This window comes from Acinetobacter sp. BSP-28 (assembly GCF_044130285.1).
Taxonomy (GTDB): domain Bacteria; phylum Pseudomonadota; class Gammaproteobacteria; order Pseudomonadales; family Moraxellaceae; genus Acinetobacter.
This window is the reverse complement of the sequence record NZ_JBIQOB010000003.1, coordinates 37,898-62,230: the sequence shown is the minus strand read 5'-3', so window position 1 is coordinate 62,230 and position 24,333 is coordinate 37,898. Positions and strand designations below refer to the sequence as shown.

The window sequence follows — 24,333 nt, the reverse complement described above, 5'->3', positions numbered from 1 at the left end:
AATTTATATTTTTTAAAAGCTAGATAAATAATTAAGCCACTTTAATTTTGCCTGTCACCGCATCATTAATGAGCGTGGTTTTATATTCTTTTAGCTTTTCGATTTGCTCAGAGTAATTTTTCACAGCTTCATCAAACCTAAAAGATTGTTCTTCAATATGCTTTAGAATAGCCATTTGTTCGTCTTTAGGAGGTATACCAATTTTTAAATCGAAAAGTTCCGTCGTATAAAGGCGAATTAGACCTTCTACAATACCACTTGATCTCAAAATAAACTGTTTGATATACAAAGGATTTCTAAACAACAATTCTAAGAATTTAGTATTTTCAATATAATTTACACAGTCGTAAACAGCATAGTCGGGACTTACACACCCTGCAAAATCATGAACACTAGAAAAAAAGACACCTAAATGAGCTTTAAGTTTATTAAAAACAAGGTCATTTTTATAAACAAGCTTATTACCAACCGTAGTAGCTGCTACTTCAGTTTTTTCGCTATATTCAGATCTAACGACTAGCCCATGTACTTGGCTCATCATTAATAAAGGTTCTAAACCATCTTTTGAACGCTCTGATCTTTCTTTTAAAACATACTTAAGTTTTTTGACAATCCAATGCTGAGGAATTTGACCAATCCATTCCACACCCGAATCTTTCATCGGTACATTTGGATTTAAACCTTGCGTCACTGCTTTTTGAATGACAATTTGCTTACGTTCATTCAGTAAAGCAATTTGCTGTTCTTTAATCGCAATTGCTTGGTCTATTTCAGAAGTTTTTTGATCTAAGAACTTTGATATCTCGTGTTGTGTCGATAAATCAGGGAAAGGCAACCGCAAATTTTTGATAGTTTCTTGGCTAATATTAGGCTGACCACCACCATAAGCCATTCTAATAATGTCTGCTTTAAAACCTTGAAGCATATAAAAATAATATTTTATATCAACTCCAAAATTTGCTCCCAAGACGCAACATGCCTGATTCGTTGCTGTATCAATATTTAATATACCTACTTTACCAATCGTTGCTCCATACATAGCAACTACTAAACTACCTTTTGAGTATTGTTTAAGTGTTGAGTAGTGCCTTAAAGCTTTTTCAGTAATTTTTTTTGAAGTCTCATCGATATAACCATCATTAAGATCGCCCGTCTGAAGCCAATTAATAGAACCATTTTTATAATAAATATCAGAACCTGATAGTGGTGTAGTCCCACTACCAATATTTCTGAATACATGGCTAATTTTTTTCAACGACCATTCTGCTGGAATATTTCCAATCCACTCCACACTTGAATCTTTGTAAGCATCATATTTTTTAAACATTCCACTTCCCCTTAAAGACCCAAAATCTGTGCAATTAAACCATCAGCTTGCTTCTCAAGATTTAAAATATCCTGAGCTACATCTTCAAGCGAACGTAACGGCTTATGTTGGTAGAAATACTTATTAAAACTGATCTCATAACCAATTTTCACAGAGTCTAAATTAATCCATGCTTCATCCACATGCGGTTTTACTTCATCTAAGAAATATTGCTGAATACGCTGATTTAACGGCACAGACTCACTGTCACGAATATCGGCATTGCTTTCATAAGTGATGAACTCGCCTTTTTTGCCTGTTGCAAAATAACCAAAATCGGCCAGGTCAGATTCTTCACAGCCTAAATGTTCAAGTAGCTCCGCTAACTTATCGCCATTCAACTTCACGACTTTCTTCAGCACTTTTTCAGCCGTTTCGTCATACCAGCTCACGGCATTTAAAATAGCGTTCTTCTCAGATGCAGACAGCTTTAAATCAAGGGCTTTAATCGCTTTATCTACGTTATCTTTAAACACATTAAAGTCATTAGATTCAGCCTCACCCACTTGCGCCATAATCGCTTGAGCATGTTCAAACAACGTCTTGAGTGATGTCCAATGCTTGATATCAAATAGCTTCGCTTTCGCCTTGGTATTTAAGCTGATCTCTTGCTTCTCACACCAATCTAAAACGTCTTTTTCTACGTCTTTGAGCTTGCCTGCTTGGTACAGCGCATCGCCATATTCAGCAAACATATATTCCATTGGCTCAAGCAATGACTTATCAAAACGTAATGGCTGTAAACGCTCTAAACTAAACTGCGCTTTACGACGGTCAGGACGTTCGATATTGACTTTGTAATAGCCAAAATCACTGTTGTTAAAGACCTTAGAGGCTAATCCAATTGGGTCGTTGTTGTCATCTAAACCACGTTCAACATCTTGTCCATTCAGGTATACATTTACAATTTCTTCAAGATGCTCAGGCGCAAACTCACAGTTCTTTTGCCCTAAGTTTTTACGCAACTTACGGTAAAGTAAACTTGCATCAATCAGTTGTACTTTGCCTTTACGTGACTCAGGCTTGTTATTGGATAACAACCAAATATAAGTGGTAATACCCGTGTTATAGAACAAGTTGTTTGGCAATTGAATAATGGCATTCAACAAATCATTCTCGATGACATAACGACGAATGTTCGACTCACCACCACCTGCATCACCTGTAAATAAACTCGAACCATTATGGACAGAGGCAATACGGCTACCAATACCATTTTGCTCAGGCGAGTTCATCTTGCTGACCATTTCCATCAGGAACAGAAGCTGACCATCGCTGGAACGTGGTGTTGCATCTTCTTCTTTTAGCTCGCCCCAATAATTTTTAAGTTCGACTCTAAAACGTGGGTCGATGATTTTTTTATCTTCGACAATGTATTTTTGATCTGATGCCCAGCTTTTACCATACGGAGGATTTGACAACATAAAGTCAAAACGTTTTGAGGCAAACTCATCACTTGCCAAGGTCGAACCCACACGTATGTTTTCAGGGTTGTTGCCCTTAATCATCATGTCTGATTTACAGATCGCATAGGTTTCATCGTTAATTTCTTTACCGTAGAGGAAGATGTCACGATCTTCATCGCTATAACGCTCTTCAATAAAGTTTTGCGCTTCGGTGAGCATGCCGCCACTACCGCACGCTGGGTCATACACAGACAAGGCATACGGAATACGGTCTTTGATTGGGTCAAAGACTAAGTGCGTCATCAGGTCAATTACTTCACGTGGGGTAAAGTGTTCACCTGCCTCTTCGTTATTTTCTTCGTTAAATTTACGAATCAGCTCTTCAAAGACATAACCCATACCAAGGTTAGACAAACCACCGAGCTTATAGCCGTTCGGATCTTGCGTTTCAAATGGGCTAAGGTTGATGTATGGCGATACAAATTTTTCTAATACGTCCAGCAAAACATCTTTGTTTGCCATGTGGCGGATTTGAGCAAATAAATTAAAGCAGTCGATGATCTCTTTAACGTTATCACTAAAGCCACGTAAGTAGTCTTCAAAGTTTGCCAATAAAATTTGCTGATTATTAGTCGCTGTTTCAAATAGGCTTTTAAGCGTCCATTGCGAGGTATTATAAAATACATAGCCTGAAATATGGCGCAGTGGTAAATCATCTAGTTCAAAAAAGTCAGACTCGGCTTTTTGGTCATCTACTTCTTTTAAAATCTCAGCTTTGGTTGGTTCAAGCAAAGTGTCTAAACGACGTAACACCACCATCGGTAAAATGATGTCACGGTACTTACCACGTACATATACGTCACGTAGGCAGTCGTCTGCAATTGACCAGATAAAAGAAACTAATTTGTTATGTACTGAGTGATCCATGTATTAACCTAAAAATATATATTTTGTAATAACTTGCATTTAACTAGCTCTATTCTACATTTGAATAATCGCTAGCAAATGCCTATCTTTATGCTTAGCGACATTTATTGTCGCTAAGCAATAATTCGGATGTCCTGTGTTCGAGACTTTTGAACTGCACCTTAATACGCCATCTTTCGGCTATCGTAATCATAGGTCGTGAGCAAAGCTTCTCCATCTGCGACCACAACTACACCACCTTTATCTCTAAGTCGCTTGGCAACTTTCAATTGTGCTTCAAGTTCATGAATTGTCTCATTCAATAACTTACGATTCAGGAACCATCGATCGCCTTGGATGACACCATGATCTAAAGTAAAGTTGATCATGTCTTTGGTAATGCCACGCTGTTGTGCTCGTTTCTGAACATGCTTGGTATCGTACATGACATCTCTCCCTTAAATTTGGCTCAGCAACTGAGTGAGCTTTGCTTGAGTGATTGAATATTCATTTTGCAAAGCACTCAATGCTTTCAATTCCTCATCCAAATTAAGTTCTGCTAGCTTTAATTCATGCTCAAAATACTCGGAACAGTGCAAGCTATACTTCTTAGATCGAACCTCTTGAATCGAAACGTCTTTCACCAAATTCGACTCGGTATCACATCCATTAATTAAATTGACGATGTGTTGAGTTTCTTCATCAGTGAGTACAAGTTTGCCTCGTTTTTTTACACCTAAATTTCGACCATCAACCAAGCGAATGTCATGTGAGTCTTTCGCCTTATTCAGAACTAATAAGCTCATTTCTACCGCTGAATTTAAAAGCGTACCAGCAGGTAAAAGCGTTACAGATTCAACCAAATTTTTTTCAACTAGCTTTTCACGTAGTTCAGCATCATACCCCCCTCGGAATAACCAACCCGGGATAATAAGTAAATATGCTTTTCCTTGATCATTGAGCTGATAAAGTGCTTGTTGAATCCACAGGCTTTCAGATGCACTTGATGGAATTTTTGCCTGAATGAATTGCTCTTTTAGGTATTCATTACCTGACACTAATTGCGATTGTACTCGTACACCAATAGGTGGATTACTTACAACAAGATCAACACTATGTGAGGCTTCATTCTCAACCAATGAATCAGACCGTTTAATATCAACCTCTATACCAGCCAAATCAGCTAAGATAGAAGCGATACCAATAGTTGTAGCATTAATATCTCGTAAAATCGTTTTCTCAGCCTGTAATGCTATTGGTGTAATCGCAAGTCCACAAGCTCCGTCGTATAAGATTTTACCTTTGCATGAACCAATCAACTTCTCAAATATATTGGTAATCACCTCAGAATCTATACTTTCAAATTTTAACGAGAGATATAGCTCTTTCAGCATTGTAAATACTTGAATATCATAGTCTGAATTAGAACGATGCAGATCTACAAAAAATTGTATGATTTCTTGCAATTGAGCACTACTAACTGTAAATAAGTTCGAATTAAACCACTGTAACTTTTCAACTGATGCAGTCTGTAATTTCAGTTGTTCTACAGTGTCTTGCTTACTTAAGCGCAATAAATCACTGATCCCATCTACATCATTTTTTACCATGACAGCAATGACTGAAAACAACTGCACTGATTCTTGTACAGGCATTTCACCACGTAGTAAATCTACATATTTAAAAATTTCTTTTGAAATATTCATTCTCATAGCCTCCTAAGCAATCAGCTTCTGGATTGTTGCTTCCATCACGTTTAAATGCGCTTTTTTCATCTCGTCCAATAACATCAATGCCTGATGATGTTGGTATAATGCTTGCGCAATAATTTCTTGCTTAGAAAGGTCAGGTAAATTGATTTCAATATCCTTTAAGCCACTGACAGGGATATTCATAATTACAGTGCCTTTATTCAGACTAGTGAGTACCGCTTGACCATACTCACTATTTAAGAACACGGTTAAAAATTCAGGCAACACAAGGTTTGAATTAACCTTGATCACTAGACAGGTTGCGGGAGCCAACAAATTTAATTGTTCTTGTTCAGCCGTCACAATTGCAGCACGTAAATTTGTTCCTTTTGCTAAGAAGACAATATCACCTGCTTTTAGCTTCTTTTTTTCGATCAGGTCTTGATCAACAAATACTGTTTTTGTTGTATCAGTATTTACATGAAGAAAACCGTTGTCATTCAGGCTCTGCCCTGTCAGCAAAGATGCCTCGACAAAATTTTCAGCTTCGGTATCATTAAACTTATTGATACCAACAATAATACTCGAGCATAATTCATTTAGTTTCATAGCTACCTCAAAATTGTTTTCAATAAAACTATTTTTAAATCCATGATCAGATAGTAGCTTCACCAAACTAACATGTCAATTGTTTTTGTAAAACCATTTATATTTTTTTATAAAAACCTATCAAATAAAGAAAATAAATATTAACGGAAACTACTTTTCTTTCACCACAAAGTCAAATCAACATAATGTTTTTATTAATTTTTAAAATTAATGCTATTTTTAACATCTTATACATAAGCCTATTTCTCTGCTTTACGTGAACACTCCTTATCCGTGAAAAAACAAAATATTCTATTGGAAACAAAAAAGAGCGCAAAAGCACCTATTACTCTCTACTATTTATACATTTGCATAGCTTGAAGTATCTAAGTCAAAATATTTAATACCAATTCCCCCAATCACTATGACTGTACCATCAAAGGTACAATCTGCTCTGATTGGCTATTCTTTGCTATACTCATTCTAGTGATTAAATTAATGGAGCCTCACAATGCTGAAGACCTCTGAACAAAAAAAAATATATATTCAAAAGACACGTCTGAAAAACTATCAAGCTAGTCTCAAACTTGAAGGAATCATTGCATCTACTGGTAATGCGACTCAACTGAGCAAAGCCCAGATTCTGCAAAAATATAAACAATATGCACAGCCTGAAAGCTGATCAAGAATTTTGCCTATGGATAAATATGGGGAACTAGGAGATAGCTTATATTGCTATTCTGGTACAAGCATTTTAAAAAATAAGCTAAACATTCATAATGAGCAGATTTTAGAGCAAGCAGAACTTGAGCTGACAACCTTCTCAAGTAGCTTGATTGAATATTCAGAACCACCCTATGATTTAGCCTACCTACAATTTATTCACCAACAACTATTTAGTGATGTGTACGAATGGGCAGGACAACTTCGGCAAATTGATATTTCTAAAGGCAATACTCGATTTTGTACATTTTCCCGTATTGACGCTGAAACTCATAAATTACTGAAACCGCTCCAAGAACAGCATTACTTTCAAGATTTAGAATTTCAACAACTCATACCGAAACTTGCTGATTTATACTGTGAACTCAATGTCATTCACCCATTTCGTGAAGGTAATGGGCGTACCCAACGTATTTTCTTTGAACACCTAATCGCCCACTGCGGTTATGGTATTGATTGGTCACATATCAACTCAAAATATCAATGGGTAGCAGCAAATATTGAAGGCTTCTATGGTAATTTACAGCCTCTCACTCAAATATTTGAATCTTGTATTACCCTACCCGACTAAAAAATAAGGGAGCAAAAGCTCCCTATCATTCACGGCTCGCCAACTTAGTTTCGATCCATTGATTAATCTCATAAGCTGACCAGCCAATACGGTTTTGAGTAATCTTTACTTTCTTTGGGAATGTAGGATCGTAGTAAGGTGAGTTTTCATCCATCATCTCATAAATGGTAGAACGCCCCACTCCAACAAATTCCATGACTTGCTTGATACCGATCAGCTGATTCATTTGAAAAGTTTGACCCACAAATACGTTCATGACGTTTACTCCTATCTCATGATTTTGAGCAACTCGCTCATGAGATACGGCAATCTCGTAAGGTTTTACTCTGTGCCATTTAGTTCAAAGCCGTCACTGATCCTTTTAATTCCTGCTGGATATTAAATGGCGTCTGAGCCTCTTCGATCTGCTGACCTTCGACAGGCTGATAAAACTCCTCGACCACATCCAAGCCTTCCTCCATGTCTACCTCCATCCTTCCATTTGCAAAACCCTGCTTTGCCGTAAAATCAACTGCCTCCTGATAAAACCCCGCCTGCTTACTCTGCTCATCTATTTGCTTCGCCTGAATAATGGCCTCATTCAGGCTAATCCCCTCCCTTAAAATCAGATCCACGTAGTACACAGGTTGACGATAACTCTGTGTCGTACTCTTGCCCCGCAATATCAGCTGCAATGGCAGGCATGACAGCAAACCATTTGATGCAGCATGGTAATAACTCAGCCGTGCAGCCAAAGTGCGAATACTGTTAAAACCTGTAGTTCTAAAGATGAAAGTCCCAAACTCATCCGATTCATCCAAATTCACATGTAAACGCCCATAAGGCTTGCAGTTCCCTCCTTGAGCCAATGGACATAAATCAGGTGATGGACAGGGATGTTGCTCAACACCTTGACTGGTTAAACGCTGACAGGTTTCCCCATTCCCTACACATACTGGCCGTCCGGTCTGCCGGTCAAACAGACTGTATTCCGCACGTAGGTTTAAGTCAGGATCATTGAAAATCATTCTGACTGGGATCGAACGTAGCTTTTGATTAGGTACTTGTGCTCGAAGCTGTTCATCCAGTGGGTGTTTCACCCAGCCTTCTTTACTCTGGATCTGACTGGTAATGGTGAATTGGTCATCTTTTTCAGGCAGCCGTTTACCATTTTTTTCGACAACGCGCCCGATACTGATACGCCCAAGTGTAGGCGGTGTGATCGCTAGACCTTTGATCATGTTGATACTCCTCTATTTAATTCCTTACAGATCTGAGTGCTTATATGTAGGTCAGAACACGGACCAAATAAGTTACCCAAATGTTGAAAAGCTAGTTGCTAGCTGCAAAGATCGCGACCGATTTGCTCTCTACCGAGGGGTAGAGGGCGGGGAGCGATTTTTGTGAATTTTTGATTTGGTGTTGTAGATAGGACTTAGTCGGTATAGATGTTGAATCGACGACTGCCTTGCTTTTCAAGCGGATAAAGCTCAATAAGCTCAGGCTGGTGCTGAAGCAATGCTTTGGTATTTAAACTGATTGAGTCCTTAGCTTTCTTCCAGACCACAGAGCCGTGAGCAAAGGTGGCTCGTTCTGCATCTTTCATCAACATCTGGATTTGATGCTTCAGCTCATCGAAGCGTTCCTGCTTATGCTGAATCTCTTCCTTCATTTTGATGAGCTTGTCGAACATCAAATTGGCATTTTCATTTTGCGAGAGATCTTCAACTGTCAACGGGATATGCGCTGGATAGAGTTGCAAGATGGCTTTAGCTGCGGATTCACTGGCATCCACAGATGGTGGAGTATCCGTTTCTACACATTCCCAGAAGTAACGCTCAGCATTGATGATGTGTTCAATCACTGACTCAGAACGTGTCACTTTAAATATCTTGGTTTCATGACCACAGAGCAATACACAAACATGCGCTGCCTGTTTGCCGGTTACGGCCAGTTGGTGCTGTACCTGACACAGTACGTATAAAGGCACACCATCACGCCAAAGTTTTACTCCATGTTCCCCTGCGGTTTTGCATTCAAGGATCTGGACTTCACCACTGCCTACAACGGAGTAATCCAAATTTGCCAACATGAAATGCTTATCAGGATCTGGATGCTGAAGCACTGCATTGATTCTGCGTACCTTGTTATTGGTATGCATGCTGTAATACTCAGCGACTAAAGGTTCAAGCTGCTTTCCCCAATACAGTGGTGCAACACCTGTGCTTTCATCTTCAATAGACTGAGCTTGTCGACCTGTTTTGATCAGCCAAAGTTCTAGCATCGACATGTATGGGTTTAAGCCACACGCTGTAGCGGCCTCACTACTGCCAATTCCTTGTTTACGGACTTCAAGCCAATCTTGATACGCCATGTCTTTGGTACTGACTAAGCGTTTTGCAGGACTTGCTCGTTTGGTTGCGGTTAATGGGTGTAGAGCTGTTTGCACACCTGCATGTACAGTCTGATTTGAAATCGGTGCAATTTGATTCATGGTTCTATCCTTATAAATTTCAGTTTTTGTAAAAAAGAAACGCATAAAAAAGCCATACCCGACACGAGGTCGGGTATGGCTATATGCATGCTGATTCAGATTGTTGATTGTGAGTTGAAAGTAGAGCAAGTTACGTGTGTGCTGTATTCAGCGATTGTTGAGACTTACGGAGTTAGGGTTGCATGAGCTTAGGCGATCAAGGACAACGCTTGTTCTAGTCCACGCTGCTTAAGACCTGCTCCTGCACCAAACCATGCTGAATCGAGACGATGATCAATACTCATGGCACGACGTTCATGATCGACGAATTCCGTGATCGAACACAGTAAGCCATAAGCCGTATCCTTCGCAGATGAAAGATCTGCTCCTCGTCCCTGTCCGTTAAACATGTCGAGTGCTTTAGTCATGGCTCTTCCATTGGGTTCTGTCTTGTTTTGCTGTGGTGGATTGCTTGCCACCTGACGGTAGAACTGAATGATGTTCTCCTCATGGTCAGAAATTGACATGGTGCTATTGTTGAACACGGCATCAAAGTAGGCCTTCGCTTCCTGTTGGCTCACCTTACGCTGTGAGAGCTGTTTCATTTCATACATATGGTCATCCCATGCACGCACTGAAATACCCAATTGCTGTTTCACCTTCTCCGCATCAAACTTGGTGCTGTGCGGTACTTTGACTACACCTGAACTTGCAGTTGCTCCTTTCAGAGCTATCGCAAGCGTGTTGTTACAGACGACACGAATACTGGTGAATTGTGCTGTGGTTGCTAAAGTGCCATCACATGCAGAAGCAAGCAGAATATAGCCATTACTGACATCCTTACCCTTTAATGCTGTGCTTTGACCCGTACGTGCTAAAGCCCAAAACTTTTTACCACCTTTCAGCACGCCTGCAGTTTCAAGCTCAAAGCCTGATTGTTCAGTCAGATCACGGTAGAACTCCAAAATCTCTTTCGGTTGTACTTCCTGATAACGCTGACTGACCACAGATAACGGTGCATGGGTATCTGAACGATACAACACACGCTGTTCTTCAAACGGCATGATGATGTTTTGACCACGTTCATTCTGAGCCATGTAACTGACATCAGATGATTCGATACGCCAATCCATCCCAGCTTGCTGTGCCCAAACTTCGAGTGGTTGATTTGGACTAAGTTGATTCCCTAAGCCATGCCAAGGGGTTTCACCGACATAGGCGATTTGTTCAATTTGATGTGCCATTGATTTGATCTCCTATACTGAGTCAACGAAAGTTCTGCTGACATTGGTTGCAGTGGTAATAGGTCATGGTGACAGGCTTTTTCGGCTCATCAAATACACTACTGAATAGACCACCAATGACTGCACCTGCAAGTCCACCGAGTAACGGTGATACAGGCAAAGGTAAGCTTTTTGAGATGGATGCACCAATGGTTGCGAATGATGCAGATGCTGCTAAGCCTGATGATTCAGCTCCATTCACCTGCTGATTCACAACCTGGATGACTTGATCGGATAGGCAGTAAGGACAAGTTAAACTCATAATATACATCTCCAAAATGACAAAGGCTTACCAATTGGCAAGCCCTGAAAGTTGAAATAACTTTGTTTTCATCTAGATGATGTATATCTGAGATTTGGTTCAATTAACGTCTTGATCTTTGATCCCTCAATTGACCTTTACCAAACGTCCTTCTGCTAGTTGGCTTGATACGCAGATATTGAGCTGTACGTTTGTCATGCTCTACAATATAGCTCATCGCTTCAATAAAGTTATTCACTTCACTGCGGTTACTGCGGTGAATTACACCTATACCTAACCGGCCTTGATTTCTCAATTCAGCAACACGCTCTCTGTTATAGCAGTTATATCCCTGACCATAGTCACTTGTGATTTCTTTCCAAAGCTTAATAATCTCATCACCCCAATGTCGTACATTTGAGTGACGATAAGCATTATCGTATATCACTCCTAAATGGCAGTGATACCCTTTGCTTTTACCTCCCTGTTCTAATCCCCATGCATAACCAAGCACATGCTTAAAAATACCATCTTTGTTCTGAATCCGATTAACCAGCTTATCCAAATCAAAATACAGATCATCTACTGTTATTCTATTTTGATATTCTTGAAGATAACCAAGATCAACACGTACAACCAATATCCTGCTGCATTTATTAATAATAGATTCACAGTATTCTTCTAATTCATTTTGATTTTCATTCTTCTGTATCTCAATATTTTCATAATCCTTTTCAAAACATTCAACCATATCCATAAACCACGACTTAATATCACGGTATCCAATACGCGTTAACTCTATCTGCAGTGATTCAAATCCAAAATCAATACTCTTTAAATCATAGTATAAGAATATAAAAAACTTTACATAACCTATGTACTCATAATCCGGATCGTATATCTCAGCAAAGTCCAATACTAGATCTGTGCATTGTTCATAAAACTCATTCCAAACTTTTCTTCTACGTTTAAGTCGTTTTAAAAAGTTCTCAATATCTAGAATGAGTTGTGCTTGGTTGATCTTATCTCTCATGTTTAAACCTATGTTTGTGATAGTTACATAAGAGATAGGGAGTGAAGTAAATTTAAACTTTTACTGTAATGAGATGTTCTAGTTGGAATAAGATAGTATTAAAACCAAAACTCAATGAACTTACATTTCACCATGAAATCCGTCTAAATCCACTTTGCCCACAACATTAAATTCAATGATTCATTGATAAAAATCTAGAATGAACGAGTTTTAAAAAGCTAGAATTAGCTGAATGAAAACCATATTTTTCAGTATGATGTAAAAAAATACACGTTATTAGCACTTGATTTTTATTTTTTGTATTGCAAAATACTACAAAAGTTACTACGTTATATTTACTAAAAATACTACTAATATTCCTACATCATGAAATGCAAAATATTGGATAAAGACCACCCCAACTACAAGTTGTGCAATCAATTTTTTCACGATTTTAAAGAAGAAGATCTTATATGGATTGGATATCTCTGGGAAAAAAAGCATGATACTAGAAAAAAAGATTATTTAAATTTCCTAAACACGAGAAGTGACTTTCAATTAATTACTTCACATCTTGAAAAAGAGTTTGAAAAAGCTACAGAAAATGATGTAAATGATTTTATAAATGAATGTCATAGAAATAAAATTCAATATATCCCTAGTAATGATCTTAATTTTTTATCAAAGGATAGTAGATTATGTTGGTTTATTATTAATTATCTAATAAACGAAAATATTCAACTTAAAGTTGGTTTTTATAAATTTAATAATCCATATTTCTCATTATTATTTTTGATTCATATTGAACTATTAGAAAATAGATATAAAGTTGAAAAATTTAGAGAACTATCCAAAATATTACATGATAAAAAAAATCCTTTAAATTTATTAAAAACTTATATCAATGATCAAAATTTCATTGAATGGGCATTAGGATATATGCAAGATAAACATTCAATTAGAACATACCCTTATTTCAACCCAGTTAATAATAATGAAATTTTTGAAAATTTAATCAGTTATTGGGATTTTCTATATTTTGATGATGAATATAGATATTTACATGAAATTAACTTGCTAAAAAAAGCATGGCAACAAAAACAATTCAGAGATAAAGGTGGCCTTAAAAAACCATACCATCTCCCTTTGACTAAAAAGACTAAATCACAGTTAGAACAATTGGCTGAGAAAATGAATATTTCTGAAACGAAGACCTTAGAAAAATTGATCGAAAACGCTTATAAAAATGAGATGCTAGATGAAAAAGGAAAGGCTTGTTATTAAGCCATCCATTCCTTCACATTCCCCCATACCACTCCATCAACCTTACCCGTTCATCCCAGTACTGAGCACGGTTATATGCGGAGCGAATACGGTTCTGTAGTACATGAACCGACTGGCGTTTATGATTATGCAGTAGCTGAATAAATCCACTTGCGATTATGCTGTGAGGACGTCACACTTTTTTTGACTGGATAAACACTTAGGTGAACAATAATGATTGATAAAAATATCCCGCTCACCGATTTACACCGCCACCTCGATGGCAACATCCGTCCGCAAACCATTTTAGAACTGGGGCAGCAATTTCAGATTCAACTGCCTGCCAACATCCTGCCGGAACTACTGCCGCATGTTCAGGTCATGGACAATCAGCCCGACCTGCTGAGCTTCTTAAGCAAACTGGACTGGGGCGTGAAAGTCTTGGGTGATCTGGAAGCCTGCCGCCGTGTCGCATGGGAAAATATGCAAGATGCAGCACAACAAGGTTTGGACTATGTCGAACTGCGCTTTTCACCCTTTTATATGGCGATGAGCCATCAACTTCCACTGGCTGGGGTAGTCGAAGCCGTGATTGATGGCGTTCAGCAAGGTAGCCGTGACTTTGATCTTCCTGCTAAGCTCATCGGTATTATGAGTCGTACCTTTGGGCAGGCTCGCTGCCAGCAAGAACTAGATGCCTTACTGACTCATCGTGACCAGATTACCGCACTAGATTTGGCAGGTGATGAACTTGGCTTTCCCGGAGAACTGTTTATTGATCATTTCAAGCAAGCTCGTGATGCAGGCTGGCACATCAGCATCCATGCAGGCGAAGCCGCAGGTGCAAGCAGTATTTGGCAAGCGATTCAAACCCTCGGTGCAACCCGTATCGGGCATGGGGTGAAAGCTGTTGAAGATACAAAATTACTGGATTATTTAGTTGAACATCAGATCGGGATTGAGTCCTGCATTACCTCAAACCTGCAAACCAGTACCATTGCCGATATTGCTCAACATCCGCTTAAAACCTTTCTTGAACATGGCATTTTAGCCACGATTAACAGTGATGACCCTGCGGTTGAAGGCATTGATATTCAACATGAATATTTAAACGCAGCACCACAGGCAGGCTTATCCGAAGCACAAATCCGGCAAGCGCAGCAAAACGGTTTGAGCATCGCCTTTTTATCCGCTCAGGAAAAACAGCAGCTTCAAGAGAAAGTATCGCAGCGTAACGCCTTTTCAGGAATCAATTAACCACTTGTTCTACAGCTAATGACCTAATTTCGAAGAATGACAAAAACCTTATAAAATAGTATTTTACAAAAATATTTACAATCAATTCCCTTTAGAATTTAAGTATAGGTTACTTAGCATATTTATCCATTAATCGATCCAAATAATCCGACCAGGCCTGCATCATTACCGTCCGCTCTTCCAAATACTTTGTACGGTTGTATGCCCGACCATGCATATCACGCACCTGATGAGCTAACTGCTGTTCAATACGTTCGATAGGAAACTTCAAAACTTCATCCAATAAGGTTCTTGCAGTTGCTCGGAATCCATGCCCGGTCGTCTCACCATTTTCAAAACCATATTGTTTCAAGCGTTTATTAATCGTCGATTCGCTAATCGTTTTGGACTGATCCCGCATCGATACAAAGCAATACTCCGTATAACCTGTTATTTGGTGTAATTCTTTAAACAAGATGATAACCTGATCTGACAGAGGAACAATATGCTGTAATGCGGTCTGATTCTTCGTTTTAGGAGGAGTGTATTTCCAAACCCGATTTTCAAAATCAATGTCTGCCCACTTGGCTCCTCTCAATTCTCCAGGACGCACAAATACATGGGGTAAAATTTTCACAGCGTAATCAATAGCAATATCACCACGCCCTACATTTGCATTTATATTTTTGAGTAGCTGCCCTAACTGTTGTTCGTCCGTGATAGCAGCCCTGTGCTTAGTTTTACCTACCTTCAAAACACGACTAATTTGATCAGCGACATTGAATTGACACAAACTTAAAGAGATTGCATAACGAAAGACTTGAGATGCTTTGCTTCTCATTCGCTTTGCAGAATCTGTTTTGCCTTGACGCTCGTAAATACGACATACTTCCAGAACTTGTGTAGGCGTTATTTCAGTAATGACTTGATCACCAAGGGCAGCATATAATTTATCCCAAACAAATTGATTCCTTCGCTGAGTACTCGGCTCTAACTCTTCAGTTTTACGGTATTCATCTGCGATCACCTTGAAAGTATTTTTTTTATATTGGGTTGTTTCATCTTCACGCTTTTTCTGAATGGTAGGATCAATATTCTGAGCAAGCTGCTCTCTGAACTCACTTCTTTTTGCACGTGCTGATGCCAATGTACAGCTTGGATACACACCAATAGCAATAGTGGCTCTTTTCTTCGTAATTGGTCGAATATAATCAAAACGCCAATATGCCCCGCCTTTTTTATCTAATAACAGATAAAGGCCACCACCATCTGAAAGCTTAATATTTTTTTCAAATGATTTCTTTTGCATTGATATTGCAGATTTAATTTTTGAGTCTGTAAGACTGATAACGAGTTTAGGCATTTTTTTACGGTATATTTTTTCAAAAAACAGGATGTACCGTAAAAAATACCGTAAAAACTTGCGGTATCCTAAAACGCCTTCGGACATTATCGGATAATAGACAGATATAAGTTATTAATTTTTAATAATATTAGGATTAAGTCGGATGTGATCAAACAGGAAAATGGTGCGCTCAGCGGGACTCGAACCCACGCCACAGGCTTCGGAGACCTGTACTCTATCCAGTTGAGCTATGAGCGCGCGATGCACATCATAACAAAAAAAACAGTAAGGTAAAGCAACTATATATAAGTCATCATTTTTTGTGCTTACACTTTGAGCAATGTTCCAAAATTGCAACAGACAATTCCTGCTTATTTACTTGGTTTATTTAGCAAGATCACTCACAATATCCCTACTATTCACCAGGTGAGAATTTCATGACTGATGCATTGACCTTGAGGGACGTATCCAAAACCTATCGTAATGGTTTTCAAGCACTAAAAGGGATCAACTTAACGGTACCCGAAGGTGAGTTTTATGCCCTCCTTGGTCCAAATGGTGCGGGTAAGTCAACCACCATCAGTATCATTAGCTCACTGACCAAAAAAACCTCAGGGACGGTGGAAATTTTTGGCCATAATCTGGATACCCACCCTTCAGAAGCCAAACAATGCCTAGGTGTAGTACCGCAAGAATTCAACTTTGGTCAGTTTGAAAAAACCTTTGATATTTTGGTGACCCAAGCCGGCTATTACGGTATTGCTAAAAAAATTGCAGAAAGCCGCGCTGAAGAATATTTGGAAAAATTAGGCTTATGGGAAAAACGTGGCATTCAGGCGCGTATGCTTTCTGGCGGTATGAAACGACGTTTGATGATTGCCCGTGCCATGATGCATCAACCTAGATTACTGATTTTGGATGAGCCGACGGCCGGTGTTGATATTGAATTGCGTCGTTCGATGTGGGATTTCCTCACCGAAATGAATGAAAAAGGCACATCCATCATTTTGACTACACATTATTTAGAAGAAGCTGAAATGCTGTGCCGTCGCATCGCGATTATTGACCGCGGTGTAATTAAAGAAGATACCAGCATGAAATCTTTCTTGAATCAGCTCAGTGAAGAATCATTTATTTTTGATCTGGTCGAGCCGATTCAACCGCTGCATCTGGAAATTATTGGCGTGCGCTTTAACTTGATCGATCCAGTGACTCTCGAAGTCACCATGGGCAAGGCACATACCTTGAATGAACTGTTCCAGCTACTAGAAGCACAAGGCATTCAAGTACGTAGTATGCGTAATAAGTCGAACCGCCTGGAAGAACTGTTTGTAAAAATGGTGGAAAAAAATCTTGAAGGAGCCGCGCAATGAACTTTAATCAACTCAGTGTTGCGCTCTATACTCTTGTGCATAAAGAAGTACGTCGCTTCATGCGCATCTGGCCGCAAACCTTATTACCGCCTGCCATTACCATGAGTTTGTATTTCGTGATCTTTGGTAATTTGGTCGGTTCACGGATTGGCACAATGGGTGGCTTTAGCTACATGCAGTTTATTGTACCTGGTCTGATTATGATGGCGGTGATCACCAACAGTTATGCCAATGTCTCCTCCAGTTTCTTTAGTGCCAAATTCCAAAAAAGCATTGAAGAACTGATTATGAGTCCTGTACCGCTGCATATGATTTTGTGGGGCTATGTAATTGGTGGTGTTTGCCGGGGTGCCTTGGTTGGTATCATTGTCACTGCCATGAGCCTGTTCTTTACTGACTTATATATTACCAACTGGTTCGTCACTATATATACAGTGCTGATTACTTCATTTTTATTTTCACTTGGTGGTTTTATTAATGCTGTTTATGCAAAATCATTTGATGATATTTCGATTATCCCCACTTTTGTACTGACTCCACTGACTTATTTAGGTGGTGTATTCTATGCCATTAGTGCTTTAAGTCCGTTTTGGCAAAATCTCTCTTTAATTAACCCGATTGTATATATGGTGAATGCCTTCCGTTTCGGCATTTTAGGTCATAGTGATGTCAATGTTTCCATTTCATTGACTGTAATTACCTTATGTTGTGCCGTACTTTACGGTATAGCTTACTATTTACTTTCTCGTGGTTCAGGAATGCGTGAATAATGAGTGTAGAACATTCTCTATTAGGTAAAGACACCAATTATCCAACAGAATATCAACCCGATATTCTGTTTCCAATTTCACGTGCCACTGCGCGTGAAAAATACGCCCATGTTGAAGGCATTCAACACGGCAAAGACTGGTGGCATGTTTTTGAAATTTCCTGGTTAAATGCGGCTGGCATTCCTCAGGTGGCGATTGGTCGTATCACCCTGCCGGCATCCTCACCCAACCTGATCGAATCGAAATCGCTCAAGCTCTACTTTAATAGTATGAACTTTACCAAATTCGATTCAAAAGAAGCTTTTATTGCGACAGTTGAAAAAGACTTAACAGCAGCGGCAGGTGCACCGACCACCCTGACTTTATTTCAGGCCGATGATTTAGAAATTACTCAGCCTGAAGGAATCTGTATTGATGATTTAAGCCCTGAACGCTTAGAGAACCATCCAGATGCGAGTTTATTAAAATTAGACACAGAAAATAGTGAACAAGTTGAAGTACAACTTTATTCACATTTATTACGCAGTAACTGTCCAGTCACCGGACAGCCGGACTGGGGCACAGTTTTTATACGTTATCAGGGTAAAAAACCTTGTTATCGCAGTATTTTAGCTTATATTATTTCTTACCGTCAGCATAATGGTTTCCATGAACAATGTGTGGAACAGATGTTTGCCGACATCTGGCAAAACCTTGCGCCAGAAAAACTGATGGTATATGCAACTTATACACGTCGTGGCGGATTAGACATTAATCCTTGCCGTGTATCGGATGCGACATGGATGCCTCGCCCCATTCGTTTGGCGCGACAATAAAATGAAGAACATTGAGGTTTTTTAACATGCCATTTTTTGGGTTTATTCCTTCTGCAGAATTATTAACCAGTATTCAAACAGCTCAGGAAAAGAAAAATTCCAGCGAACCGCTTTATCCTTTACGCGATAAAACAGCATTGCTGATTAATGACGAAATCATTGATGCAATTTTGACCGAGCTTGTGCGTCGTTTTCCAGCCAGCGATAAACGTGATACCGCTGAAAAACTGGCGGGTTATATCAAGTCAACCGTTGCTGTTTTATTGAAACAATTGCTGGGTAAATCTTCAAATGATGTGGTTAAGCAATCAATCGAGTTTTCTGAAAAAAGCTTATTTAAAGACGCGCAAGGTAACTTTCGTGTAGGTGAGCTTTTAGATGCTAGCCTGGTGACTAATCTCAAGCACAGTTATGCGGAAATTAAGGCTGGTAATGACGTCAATAAAGCCGCTTTAACTGAATCATATAAGCAATTTGCGGAAGCGACCGTGCGTCATTTCATGAATGACTTTAATAAGACCCTCGATTTAGGCATGATCAAGCGTAAAGCTGCGGATCTGGGTTCTACTGCCGTGATTAAAGCCGTTCATATTGCTGTGGAAAAAATCATTCCGCATCTAAGCAAAGGTGAGCTGTTGATACTGGCTGAATATCACGATACCTTATTTCATACTTGAGCACGTTTAGCTTAATCTAAAACCTGGCAATTGCCAGGTTTTTTTATAGCAAAATTTTGCTATCCAATAATGAGAGAATCATTACCTTGTTTATTGGCATTTATCTTGATCAATTTTACAGATTTACTGTCTATGACATGAATGTTAGAAGCAGGACATTCATCCTCCCCCCAGCTTTATGCAAATCATTTCTATATAAAGTGATGAGGGAAATTAAATCCTGCTAGATTGCACTCTCTCTACTATTTTTTCGGCTTTAAATTTTTCTCTATTTCAACTTTTTTATAATCCTGCGAATAAATAAAAGATTCAATTGAGGAACTTGCATATTTTTCGTTTAGCAGGGCGATTTTCTAATTTTTAAATAATGCATAAAGGACCACAGGTTCTCACCAGGGTTTGCCTTCAAATAGGCTTCTTTTTATAGATTTGACCCAAAAGACCATAACAGAACATCAATTGACCTCACAAGTAAATATCAGATGTTTGTTCACAACACAGTCCTATCCAACAGGACAAAACATTCTGATGTTTTTTCAAGCAAACACCGCCTGATAATGCAAAATTGTTACTAAATTTCATATTCTGGGCTTATATAAAACGTATCATTACAAATGATGCAAAAGACCAGACTTGATTGGCTAAAGCAGACTGATCTCTAATTTATGGCCCTTCTGCTGAGAACGCAAAGCATAGCTCAGAGAACCGACCTCAAATACACGGATTTATGCAAAAAACAACGATCTTTGTCTTTTTTTGTATATGTACTGGTTGATACAGCCCTGGTCAATGCTATCTTAACTGCTTGAAAAATTCCGTTATCTTTCATGAAATGGATTTTCAGTCATTATATTTGCAATACCGTTTTTTAGCCTCGTGATGTCAATTTACACACACTGATTATGTTTTTGGAACTTTGAGTAATATGTTAAGTATCAACTTTTATAACAGAATTAAACGTCTTCCTTTACTTCTCGGTGCACTTTCCATTACCAGTTTCTGCCAAGCCAATGATTTTTATAATCACCCGAGCTATATCAGCTTTAAACAAAAAACCATGCAAACTTATGGCTTGAGTGCCGAACAGGTCGATTGGGCCATGAATGGCTCAAAAAACCTGCCGAATATCATCAATATCATGAACCGCCCAGGTGAAAGTAAACCCTGGTACGAATATAAAACCAATTTCATGGCTGAAAGCACCATTCAGCGTGGGGTACGTTTTAAAACCCAATATGCCGACACCTTAAACCGTGCTGAACAGCAGTTTGGTGTACCACAATCGATCATTTTAGGTGTTTTAGGGGTAGAAACCGGTTTTGGTGCCAATAAAGGCAATTTTATTACCCGTGATGCCTTGGCAACCTTAAGCTTTGGCTATGAACGCCGTGCCCAGTATTTCCAAGATGAACTTGCAGCACTGATTGCATGGACCTATAAAGATGGAGTGCCCGTCAGTTCTGTAGTCGGTTCTTATGCTGGAGCAATTGGTTATCCTCAATTCATGCCAAGCAACATTACCAAAATGGGTGTGGACTATGATGGCAATGGACACATTGACTTAAGAAATTCAGCGGTAGATGCCATTGGTTCTATTGCCAATTATTTGGCCCAACACGGATGGCAACGCAATCAACCCATCGGCTTTGCTGCCCGCTATACTGGCAACACCCCCACTTCGATTATTACCAAAGATTTGGAACAGCCCACTCCCTATGGTGCTTTAAAAAATCAAGGCATCAAACCGATCAATCCGATTGTGAAAATTGATGACCTGGATATGGTAAATGTTATTCAACTTCAAGATAGTTATGGCCCAATTTACTATATTACTTATCCAAATTTTCAGGTCATTACTACGTATAACAAGAGTCGAATGTATGCCACAGCTGTATGGCAATTAGGTACCGAAATCGCCAGCCGTTAAGGCTGGATTTAACCAAAAGACAATAAAGTCAAGATTTTTTTTTGCAAAATAGCTCACTAAATGGACCTTTTTAATACAATGTTACAATATTGATCATATTTTGATCAAAAAATGGTATATTTCTGTACTTTTTGTAATTATTTTAATTAAAGAGTGGACAGCTTTAGCTTGGCATGAATATTATCCATCTCGTCAAATGTAGTTGCAAAAGAGAATTAACAGACTTGATAGCTTATATTTCAATCGCTTAATTGAAAGAAAAGTAGCAGTCTTTAGGAGTTTAATAATGCATTCATCGATTAAGTATATTTTAGCGTTAACCACCACTTTTGCCCTGAGTCAGTCTCAAGCGGAATTGGTGCAGTCATCATTCAATACAGATAATGACAACTCTCGCTTGGCCACTCGTGTGTTAAATAAAGATGCTCAAAAGTTTAACTCGCACTTTTCCAATTTAAATAGTCTTTCAATCACTGAGCGTTCTGGTGATAAAATTCGTCGTCAAACTATTGCAGCAAAAATTGAAATCCCTGCAGACGAGCCTTCAGTGATTGAAAAACTAAATACTGTCGCATCGAATACAGTACGTAAATTTAGTCAAACTGGTGCAGCTTCCTGGTACGGTCGTCAATTCCATGGCCGTAAAACTGCAAGTGGTGAAACATTCGATATGAATGGTTTAACTGCAGCTCATCGTAGCTTGCCATTGAACTGCTACATTCGTGTAACCAATAAAAACAATGGTAAGAGTGTGGTTGTAAAAGTAAATGACCGTGGTCCATTCCATGGTAACCGTGTTCTAGATTTATCTTATGGCGCTGCAAAACAACTCGGTATTACCAATGCAGGTACTGCAAAAGTAAATATCGAACGTGTGGATGGTCCAAATTCATAAGGACTTGCTAGACTCCTGATACATTTGACGCAAAAGCCACTTTATGTGGCTTTTTTAATGCCGATCAAAAAAGCCACTTACAAATAGCAATGATGAATTTTGCCTCGTCTTTCATTCTGATTTATATTTTTATTCAAATAAAAATAAGCCTATAAAACTTAAATCCCAAAGGAGTGGATGATGAAAACAATAACCGAATGGTTTGATGAATATGGTGAAAGCCATCAAAACAAAACCAATAAAATGTTGCACTGGATCTGTGTTCCAACGATCTATTTTTCCATTATTGGCAATTTGGCTCATTTTAGTGTCTTGCTAACTGCCCTAGTATTGGTATTCGCTTTAATTTTCTATGCACGTTTGGACCTTGTGTTGGCTGTAGCGATGGCTGCACTTACCCTGGTCATGGCATGGCTGATTTTCATCTTACCTGTAGGTGTCGGTTTCTATATTTCACTGTTTGTATTTGCCTGGATAGGTCAATTTTATGGCCACAAAATTGAAGGTAAAAAGCCTTCTTTTTTCAAAGACCTCCAATTTCTCCTGATTGGCCCTATTTGGTGTTTAGATGCTTACCTAAGCAAAGCACTACCAAAGTGAAAAACACGCCAAAAAACGAAATTAGCGAGCATTTAGAGCGATACAAATTTCATAGTGATGAAAAAGATCATTCTTCAGTGATTTTTCATCACTTTTGAGCGGTTTTATCTGCTTATTTTCTAATTTAACGTCAAAAATCAAAAAACAGATTCAGACCATAAAAAAATCCCAAACTGAGTAAAATACTCAGCAGCAACTTTTTTGAAAAAAGTGTAATAAACAGAGTAAAAATCGCGCCATAAAAATAGCTATTTTGCAGCATAGCTTTGGGCTGGCCATTTTCAAAAAAAACCAACGGCACACAAATAGAAATCATTAAACAAGGTGCCGCATATTTCAGCATACGCGTCACAAAAGGTGGCAGCCGAATCCGAGTTTTCGGTTCTAAAAATAGATTGCGATTAAAAAAAGTCACACAGGTTAAGCTAAATACAAATAACCACGTCATGTTTTAATCCTCCGAACGCTCAAGGATCGCAGCAACCCACATGCCCGCAAAGCCCGCCAACAAAATGGCAGATCTCACTTCCAACCAGCTCAGTATCAAAACACTCAGTGAGGATGCAATCACACTATAAATAGCAGCTCGATTTTGAATGAGCATCACAGCCATGACCAGGAACACCACAACCATTGAAAACTCCAAATGCAGATTTGAAAGATCAGGCACCGTATTTGCGAGTAAAATCCCGACTAAACTAAACCCCACCCAACTGACATAAAAACTCAAACCTGCTCCTAGCATATAGGCATACGAAGGCTGTTTTTTCAGCATGGCTGTTGCGTATAACTCATCTGTGAGCAAAAAACCGATGCAGAGTCTTTTCCTGAGCGGCCACGGTTTAACATCTTCCCTTAAACTCAGCGCATAGATAAAGTGCTGACTGGTCAGGAAAAATACCGTCAAAATAATACTCAGCAAAGATGCACCAGTCATGAGCATACTCAAACTGACCAACTGTGCAGCACCTGCAAATACCAAAGCAGACATGCCTACAGCCTGCATAATAGTCAGACCCGCATTCACCGCGGCAGAGCCTGCTAGTACCCCCCACGGAATCACAGCAACAGAAAGAGGCAGCATGTCTTGCACACCTCGAAAAAAAACCAGACTTTGCTGTTGAATTACTTGCTGTTGCACTAAAGACTCCATTATTGCCATTCACTGGAGTCAATATGCAAAATTTAGCAAA

Annotated in this window: 25 protein-coding genes, 1 tRNA gene and 1 pseudogene; 11 read left to right on the top strand and 16 right to left on the bottom strand. The window is 39.0% G+C overall.

Going from position 1 to position 24,333, the window contains the following annotated elements:
- Positions 1-31: 31 nt before the first annotated feature.
- The 5 genes from ACE01R_RS02845 to ACE01R_RS02825 all read right to left on the bottom strand — a co-directional run bounded on the left by ACE01R_RS02845 (position 32) and on the right by ACE01R_RS02825 (position 6,041).
- On the bottom strand, positions 32-1,327 hold the full coding sequence (locus ACE01R_RS02845) for a restriction endonuclease subunit S (RefSeq protein ID WP_395546002.1): 1,296 nt from the start codon (positions 1,325-1,327) through the stop codon (positions 32-34).
- 11 nt (positions 1,328-1,338) lie between these two features.
- Positions 1,339-3,699 carry an N-6 DNA methylase gene (locus ACE01R_RS02840; protein ID WP_395546001.1) on the bottom strand — a complete coding sequence of 787 codons (2,361 nt, stop codon included), beginning with the start codon at positions 3,697-3,699 and terminating at the stop codon, positions 1,339-1,341.
- A 161-nt stretch (positions 3,700-3,860) separates the two neighbouring features.
- The gene (locus tag ACE01R_RS02835; RefSeq protein WP_154320573.1) at positions 3,861-4,124 is read right to left on the bottom strand and encodes a DUF4258 domain-containing protein; all 264 of its coding nucleotides are present in this window, start codon (positions 4,122-4,124) and stop codon (positions 3,861-3,863) included.
- Positions 4,125-4,136: 12 nt separating this feature from the next.
- On the bottom strand, positions 4,137-5,384 hold the full coding sequence (locus ACE01R_RS02830) for an N-6 DNA methylase (RefSeq protein WP_395546000.1): 1,248 nt from the start codon (positions 5,382-5,384) through the stop codon (positions 4,137-4,139).
- A gap of 12 nt (positions 5,385-5,396) precedes the next feature.
- Positions 5,397-6,041, bottom strand: coding sequence for a restriction endonuclease subunit S (locus tag ACE01R_RS02825; protein ID WP_395545999.1), 645 nt, complete (start codon positions 6,039-6,041; stop codon positions 5,397-5,399).
- A 427-nt stretch (positions 6,042-6,468) separates the two neighbouring features.
- Here ACE01R_RS02825 and ACE01R_RS02820 point away from each other — a divergent pair, with 427 nt between their 5' ends.
- Entirely contained in the window at positions 6,469-6,639 is a 171-nt protein-coding gene (locus ACE01R_RS02820; RefSeq protein ID WP_154320570.1) for a YhfG family protein, read from the top strand.
- 15 nt (positions 6,640-6,654) lie between these two features.
- Positions 6,655-7,251 carry a putative adenosine monophosphate-protein transferase Fic gene (locus ACE01R_RS02815; protein ID WP_395545998.1) on the top strand — a complete coding sequence of 199 codons (597 nt, stop codon included), beginning with the start codon at positions 6,655-6,657 and terminating at the stop codon, positions 7,249-7,251.
- 25 nt (positions 7,252-7,276) lie between these two features.
- Here the strand turns inward: ACE01R_RS02815 and ACE01R_RS02810 are convergent, their stop codons facing one another.
- The 6 genes from ACE01R_RS02810 to ACE01R_RS02785 all read right to left on the bottom strand — a co-directional run bounded on the left by ACE01R_RS02810 (position 7,277) and on the right by ACE01R_RS02785 (position 12,260).
- Positions 7,277-7,507 carry a helix-turn-helix transcriptional regulator gene (locus tag ACE01R_RS02810; protein ID WP_395545997.1) on the bottom strand — a complete coding sequence of 77 codons (231 nt, stop codon included), beginning with the start codon at positions 7,505-7,507 and terminating at the stop codon, positions 7,277-7,279.
- 79 nt (positions 7,508-7,586) lie between these two features.
- A complete protein-coding gene (locus ACE01R_RS02805; RefSeq protein WP_395545971.1) occupies positions 7,587-8,471 on the bottom strand; it encodes a hydrolase or metal-binding protein in 885 nt (294 codons plus the stop codon).
- A 194-nt stretch (positions 8,472-8,665) separates the two neighbouring features.
- Positions 8,666-9,724, bottom strand: a complete 1,059-nt coding sequence (locus ACE01R_RS02800) for a YqaJ viral recombinase family protein (protein WP_395545945.1) — start codon at positions 9,722-9,724, stop codon at positions 8,666-8,668.
- A 188-nt stretch (positions 9,725-9,912) separates the two neighbouring features.
- A complete protein-coding gene (locus tag ACE01R_RS02795) occupies positions 9,913-10,947 on the bottom strand; it encodes a DUF932 domain-containing protein (protein WP_395545894.1) in 1,035 nt (344 codons plus the stop codon).
- A gap of 22 nt (positions 10,948-10,969) precedes the next feature.
- Positions 10,970-11,248, bottom strand: coding sequence for a hypothetical protein (locus ACE01R_RS02790; RefSeq protein ID WP_395545892.1), 279 nt, complete (start codon positions 11,246-11,248; stop codon positions 10,970-10,972).
- 103 nt (positions 11,249-11,351) lie between these two features.
- The gene (locus ACE01R_RS02785) at positions 11,352-12,260 is read right to left on the bottom strand and encodes an inovirus-type Gp2 protein (protein WP_395545890.1); all 909 of its coding nucleotides are present in this window, start codon (positions 12,258-12,260) and stop codon (positions 11,352-11,354) included.
- 381 nt (positions 12,261-12,641) lie between these two features.
- Here ACE01R_RS02785 and ACE01R_RS02780 point away from each other — a divergent pair, with 381 nt between their 5' ends.
- Positions 12,642-13,523: a hypothetical protein gene (locus ACE01R_RS02780; RefSeq protein WP_395545888.1), complete on the top strand. Its 882-nt coding sequence runs from the start codon at positions 12,642-12,644 to the stop codon at positions 13,521-13,523.
- Here the strand turns inward: ACE01R_RS02780 and ACE01R_RS02775 are convergent.
- Positions 13,520-13,644 (bottom strand): annotated as a pseudogene (locus tag ACE01R_RS02775) (integrase); the annotation flags it as partial. The gene ACE01R_RS02780 and the pseudogene ACE01R_RS02775 overlap by 4 nt on opposite strands.
- Before the next feature lie 92 nt (positions 13,645-13,736).
- On the opposite strand from ACE01R_RS02775, the gene add reads away from it, so the two are divergent.
- Complete coding sequence (gene add, locus ACE01R_RS02770) at positions 13,737-14,759, top strand: adenosine deaminase (RefSeq protein ID WP_395545887.1); 1,023 nt, start codon at positions 13,737-13,739, stop codon at positions 14,757-14,759.
- A gap of 109 nt (positions 14,760-14,868) precedes the next feature.
- Here add and ACE01R_RS02765 read toward each other — a convergent pair whose 3' ends face one another.
- Together ACE01R_RS02765 and ACE01R_RS02760 are read right to left on the bottom strand one after the other, a co-directional pair.
- Complete coding sequence (locus tag ACE01R_RS02765; protein ID WP_395546201.1) at positions 14,869-16,101, bottom strand: tyrosine-type recombinase/integrase; 1,233 nt, start codon at positions 16,099-16,101, stop codon at positions 14,869-14,871.
- Positions 16,102-16,265: 164 nt separating this feature from the next.
- A tRNA-Arg gene (locus tag ACE01R_RS02760) sits at positions 16,266-16,341 on the bottom strand.
- A gap of 179 nt (positions 16,342-16,520) precedes the next feature.
- Here ACE01R_RS02760 and ACE01R_RS02755 point away from each other — a divergent pair.
- The 7 genes from ACE01R_RS02755 to ACE01R_RS02725 all read left to right on the top strand — a co-directional run bounded on the left by ACE01R_RS02755 (position 16,521) and on the right by ACE01R_RS02725 (position 23,140).
- Positions 16,521-17,456 (top strand): ABC transporter ATP-binding protein, encoded by a 936-nt coding sequence (locus ACE01R_RS02755; RefSeq protein ID WP_395545884.1) that lies wholly within the window; start codon positions 16,521-16,523, stop codon positions 17,454-17,456.
- Positions 17,453-18,226 carry an ABC transporter permease gene (locus ACE01R_RS02750; RefSeq protein ID WP_086195004.1) on the top strand — a complete coding sequence of 258 codons (774 nt, stop codon included), beginning with the start codon at positions 17,453-17,455 and terminating at the stop codon, positions 18,224-18,226. Before ACE01R_RS02755 ends, ACE01R_RS02750 begins: the two co-directional genes overlap by 4 nt.
- On the top strand, positions 18,226-19,041 hold the full coding sequence (gene queF, locus ACE01R_RS02745; protein WP_395545881.1) for an NADPH-dependent 7-cyano-7-deazaguanine reductase QueF: 816 nt from the start codon (positions 18,226-18,228) through the stop codon (positions 19,039-19,041). Before ACE01R_RS02750 ends, queF begins: the two co-directional genes overlap by 1 nt.
- Positions 19,042-19,067: 26 nt before the next feature.
- Positions 19,068-19,718, top strand: a complete 651-nt coding sequence (locus ACE01R_RS02740; protein WP_395545879.1) for a hypothetical protein — start codon at positions 19,068-19,070, stop codon at positions 19,716-19,718.
- Positions 19,719-20,643: 925 nt separating this feature from the next.
- The gene (gene mltB, locus ACE01R_RS02735; RefSeq protein WP_395545877.1) at positions 20,644-21,645 is read left to right on the top strand and encodes a lytic murein transglycosylase B; all 1,002 of its coding nucleotides are present in this window, start codon (positions 20,644-20,646) and stop codon (positions 21,643-21,645) included.
- Positions 21,646-21,931: 286 nt separating this feature from the next.
- On the top strand, positions 21,932-22,540 hold the full coding sequence (locus ACE01R_RS02730) for a septal ring lytic transglycosylase RlpA family protein (protein WP_395545871.1): 609 nt from the start codon (positions 21,932-21,934) through the stop codon (positions 22,538-22,540).
- 180 nt (positions 22,541-22,720) lie between these two features.
- Positions 22,721-23,140 carry a DUF962 domain-containing protein gene (locus ACE01R_RS02725; RefSeq protein ID WP_395545846.1) on the top strand — a complete coding sequence of 140 codons (420 nt, stop codon included), beginning with the start codon at positions 22,721-22,723 and terminating at the stop codon, positions 23,138-23,140.
- A gap of 130 nt (positions 23,141-23,270) precedes the next feature.
- On the opposite strand, the gene ACE01R_RS02720 is transcribed toward ACE01R_RS02725, so the two are convergent.
- Together ACE01R_RS02720 and ACE01R_RS02715 are read right to left on the bottom strand one after the other, a co-directional pair.
- Positions 23,271-23,588 (bottom strand): AzlD domain-containing protein, encoded by a 318-nt coding sequence (locus tag ACE01R_RS02720; protein WP_395545795.1) that lies wholly within the window; start codon positions 23,586-23,588, stop codon positions 23,271-23,273.
- Between the two features lie 3 nt (positions 23,589-23,591).
- On the bottom strand, positions 23,592-24,293 hold the full coding sequence (locus ACE01R_RS02715; RefSeq protein ID WP_395545766.1) for an AzlC family ABC transporter permease: 702 nt from the start codon (positions 24,291-24,293) through the stop codon (positions 23,592-23,594).
- Positions 24,294-24,333: the final 40 nt, after the last annotated feature.

What these genes read in the sequence shown, in the direction of transcription:
- ACE01R_RS02845 (WP_395546002.1), bottom strand. Translation starts at nt 1,327, where the DNA reads ATGTTTAAAAAATATGATGCTTACAAAGATTCAAGTGTGGAGTGGATT.
- ACE01R_RS02840 (WP_395546001.1), bottom strand. Translation starts at nt 3,699, where the DNA reads ATGGATCACTCAGTACATAACAAATTAGTTTCTTTTATCTGGTCAATT.
- ACE01R_RS02835 (WP_154320573.1), bottom strand. Translation starts at nt 4,124, where the DNA reads ATGTACGATACCAAGCATGTTCAGAAACGAGCACAACAGCGTGGCATT.
- ACE01R_RS02830 (WP_395546000.1), bottom strand. Translation starts at nt 5,384, where the DNA reads ATGAATATTTCAAAAGAAATTTTTAAATATGTAGATTTACTACGTGGT.
- ACE01R_RS02820 (WP_154320570.1), top strand. Translation starts at nt 6,469, where the DNA reads ATGCTGAAGACCTCTGAACAAAAAAAAATATATATTCAAAAGACACGT.
- ACE01R_RS02815 (WP_395545998.1), top strand. Translation starts at nt 6,655, where the DNA reads ATGGATAAATATGGGGAACTAGGAGATAGCTTATATTGCTATTCTGGT.
- ACE01R_RS02810 (WP_395545997.1), bottom strand. Translation starts at nt 7,507, where the DNA reads ATGAACGTATTTGTGGGTCAAACTTTTCAAATGAATCAGCTGATCGGT.
- ACE01R_RS02805 (WP_395545971.1), bottom strand. Translation starts at nt 8,471, where the DNA reads ATGATCAAAGGTCTAGCGATCACACCGCCTACACTTGGGCGTATCAGT.
- ACE01R_RS02800 (WP_395545945.1), bottom strand. Translation starts at nt 9,724, where the DNA reads ATGAATCAAATTGCACCGATTTCAAATCAGACTGTACATGCAGGTGTG.
- ACE01R_RS02795 (WP_395545894.1), bottom strand. Translation starts at nt 10,947, where the DNA reads ATGGCACATCAAATTGAACAAATCGCCTATGTCGGTGAAACCCCTTGG.
- ACE01R_RS02790 (WP_395545892.1), bottom strand. Translation starts at nt 11,248, where the DNA reads ATGAGTTTAACTTGTCCTTACTGCCTATCCGATCAAGTCATCCAGGTT.
- ACE01R_RS02785 (WP_395545890.1), bottom strand. Translation starts at nt 12,260, where the DNA reads ATGAGAGATAAGATCAACCAAGCACAACTCATTCTAGATATTGAGAAC.
- add (WP_395545887.1), top strand. Translation starts at nt 13,737, where the DNA reads ATGATTGATAAAAATATCCCGCTCACCGATTTACACCGCCACCTCGAT.
- ACE01R_RS02765 (WP_395546201.1), bottom strand. Translation starts at nt 16,101, where the DNA reads ATGCCTAAACTCGTTATCAGTCTTACAGACTCAAAAATTAAATCTGCA.
- ACE01R_RS02755 (WP_395545884.1), top strand. Translation starts at nt 16,521, where the DNA reads ATGACTGATGCATTGACCTTGAGGGACGTATCCAAAACCTATCGTAAT.
- ACE01R_RS02750 (WP_086195004.1), top strand. Translation starts at nt 17,453, where the DNA reads ATGAACTTTAATCAACTCAGTGTTGCGCTCTATACTCTTGTGCATAAA.
- queF (WP_395545881.1), top strand. Translation starts at nt 18,226, where the DNA reads ATGAGTGTAGAACATTCTCTATTAGGTAAAGACACCAATTATCCAACA.
- ACE01R_RS02740 (WP_395545879.1), top strand. Translation starts at nt 19,068, where the DNA reads ATGCCATTTTTTGGGTTTATTCCTTCTGCAGAATTATTAACCAGTATT.
- mltB (WP_395545877.1), top strand. Translation starts at nt 20,644, where the DNA reads ATGTTAAGTATCAACTTTTATAACAGAATTAAACGTCTTCCTTTACTT.
- ACE01R_RS02730 (WP_395545871.1), top strand. Translation starts at nt 21,932, where the DNA reads ATGCATTCATCGATTAAGTATATTTTAGCGTTAACCACCACTTTTGCC.
- ACE01R_RS02725 (WP_395545846.1), top strand. Translation starts at nt 22,721, where the DNA reads ATGAAAACAATAACCGAATGGTTTGATGAATATGGTGAAAGCCATCAA.
- ACE01R_RS02720 (WP_395545795.1), bottom strand. Translation starts at nt 23,588, where the DNA reads ATGACGTGGTTATTTGTATTTAGCTTAACCTGTGTGACTTTTTTTAAT.
- ACE01R_RS02715 (WP_395545766.1), bottom strand. Translation starts at nt 24,293, where the DNA reads ATGGAGTCTTTAGTGCAACAGCAAGTAATTCAACAGCAAAGTCTGGTT.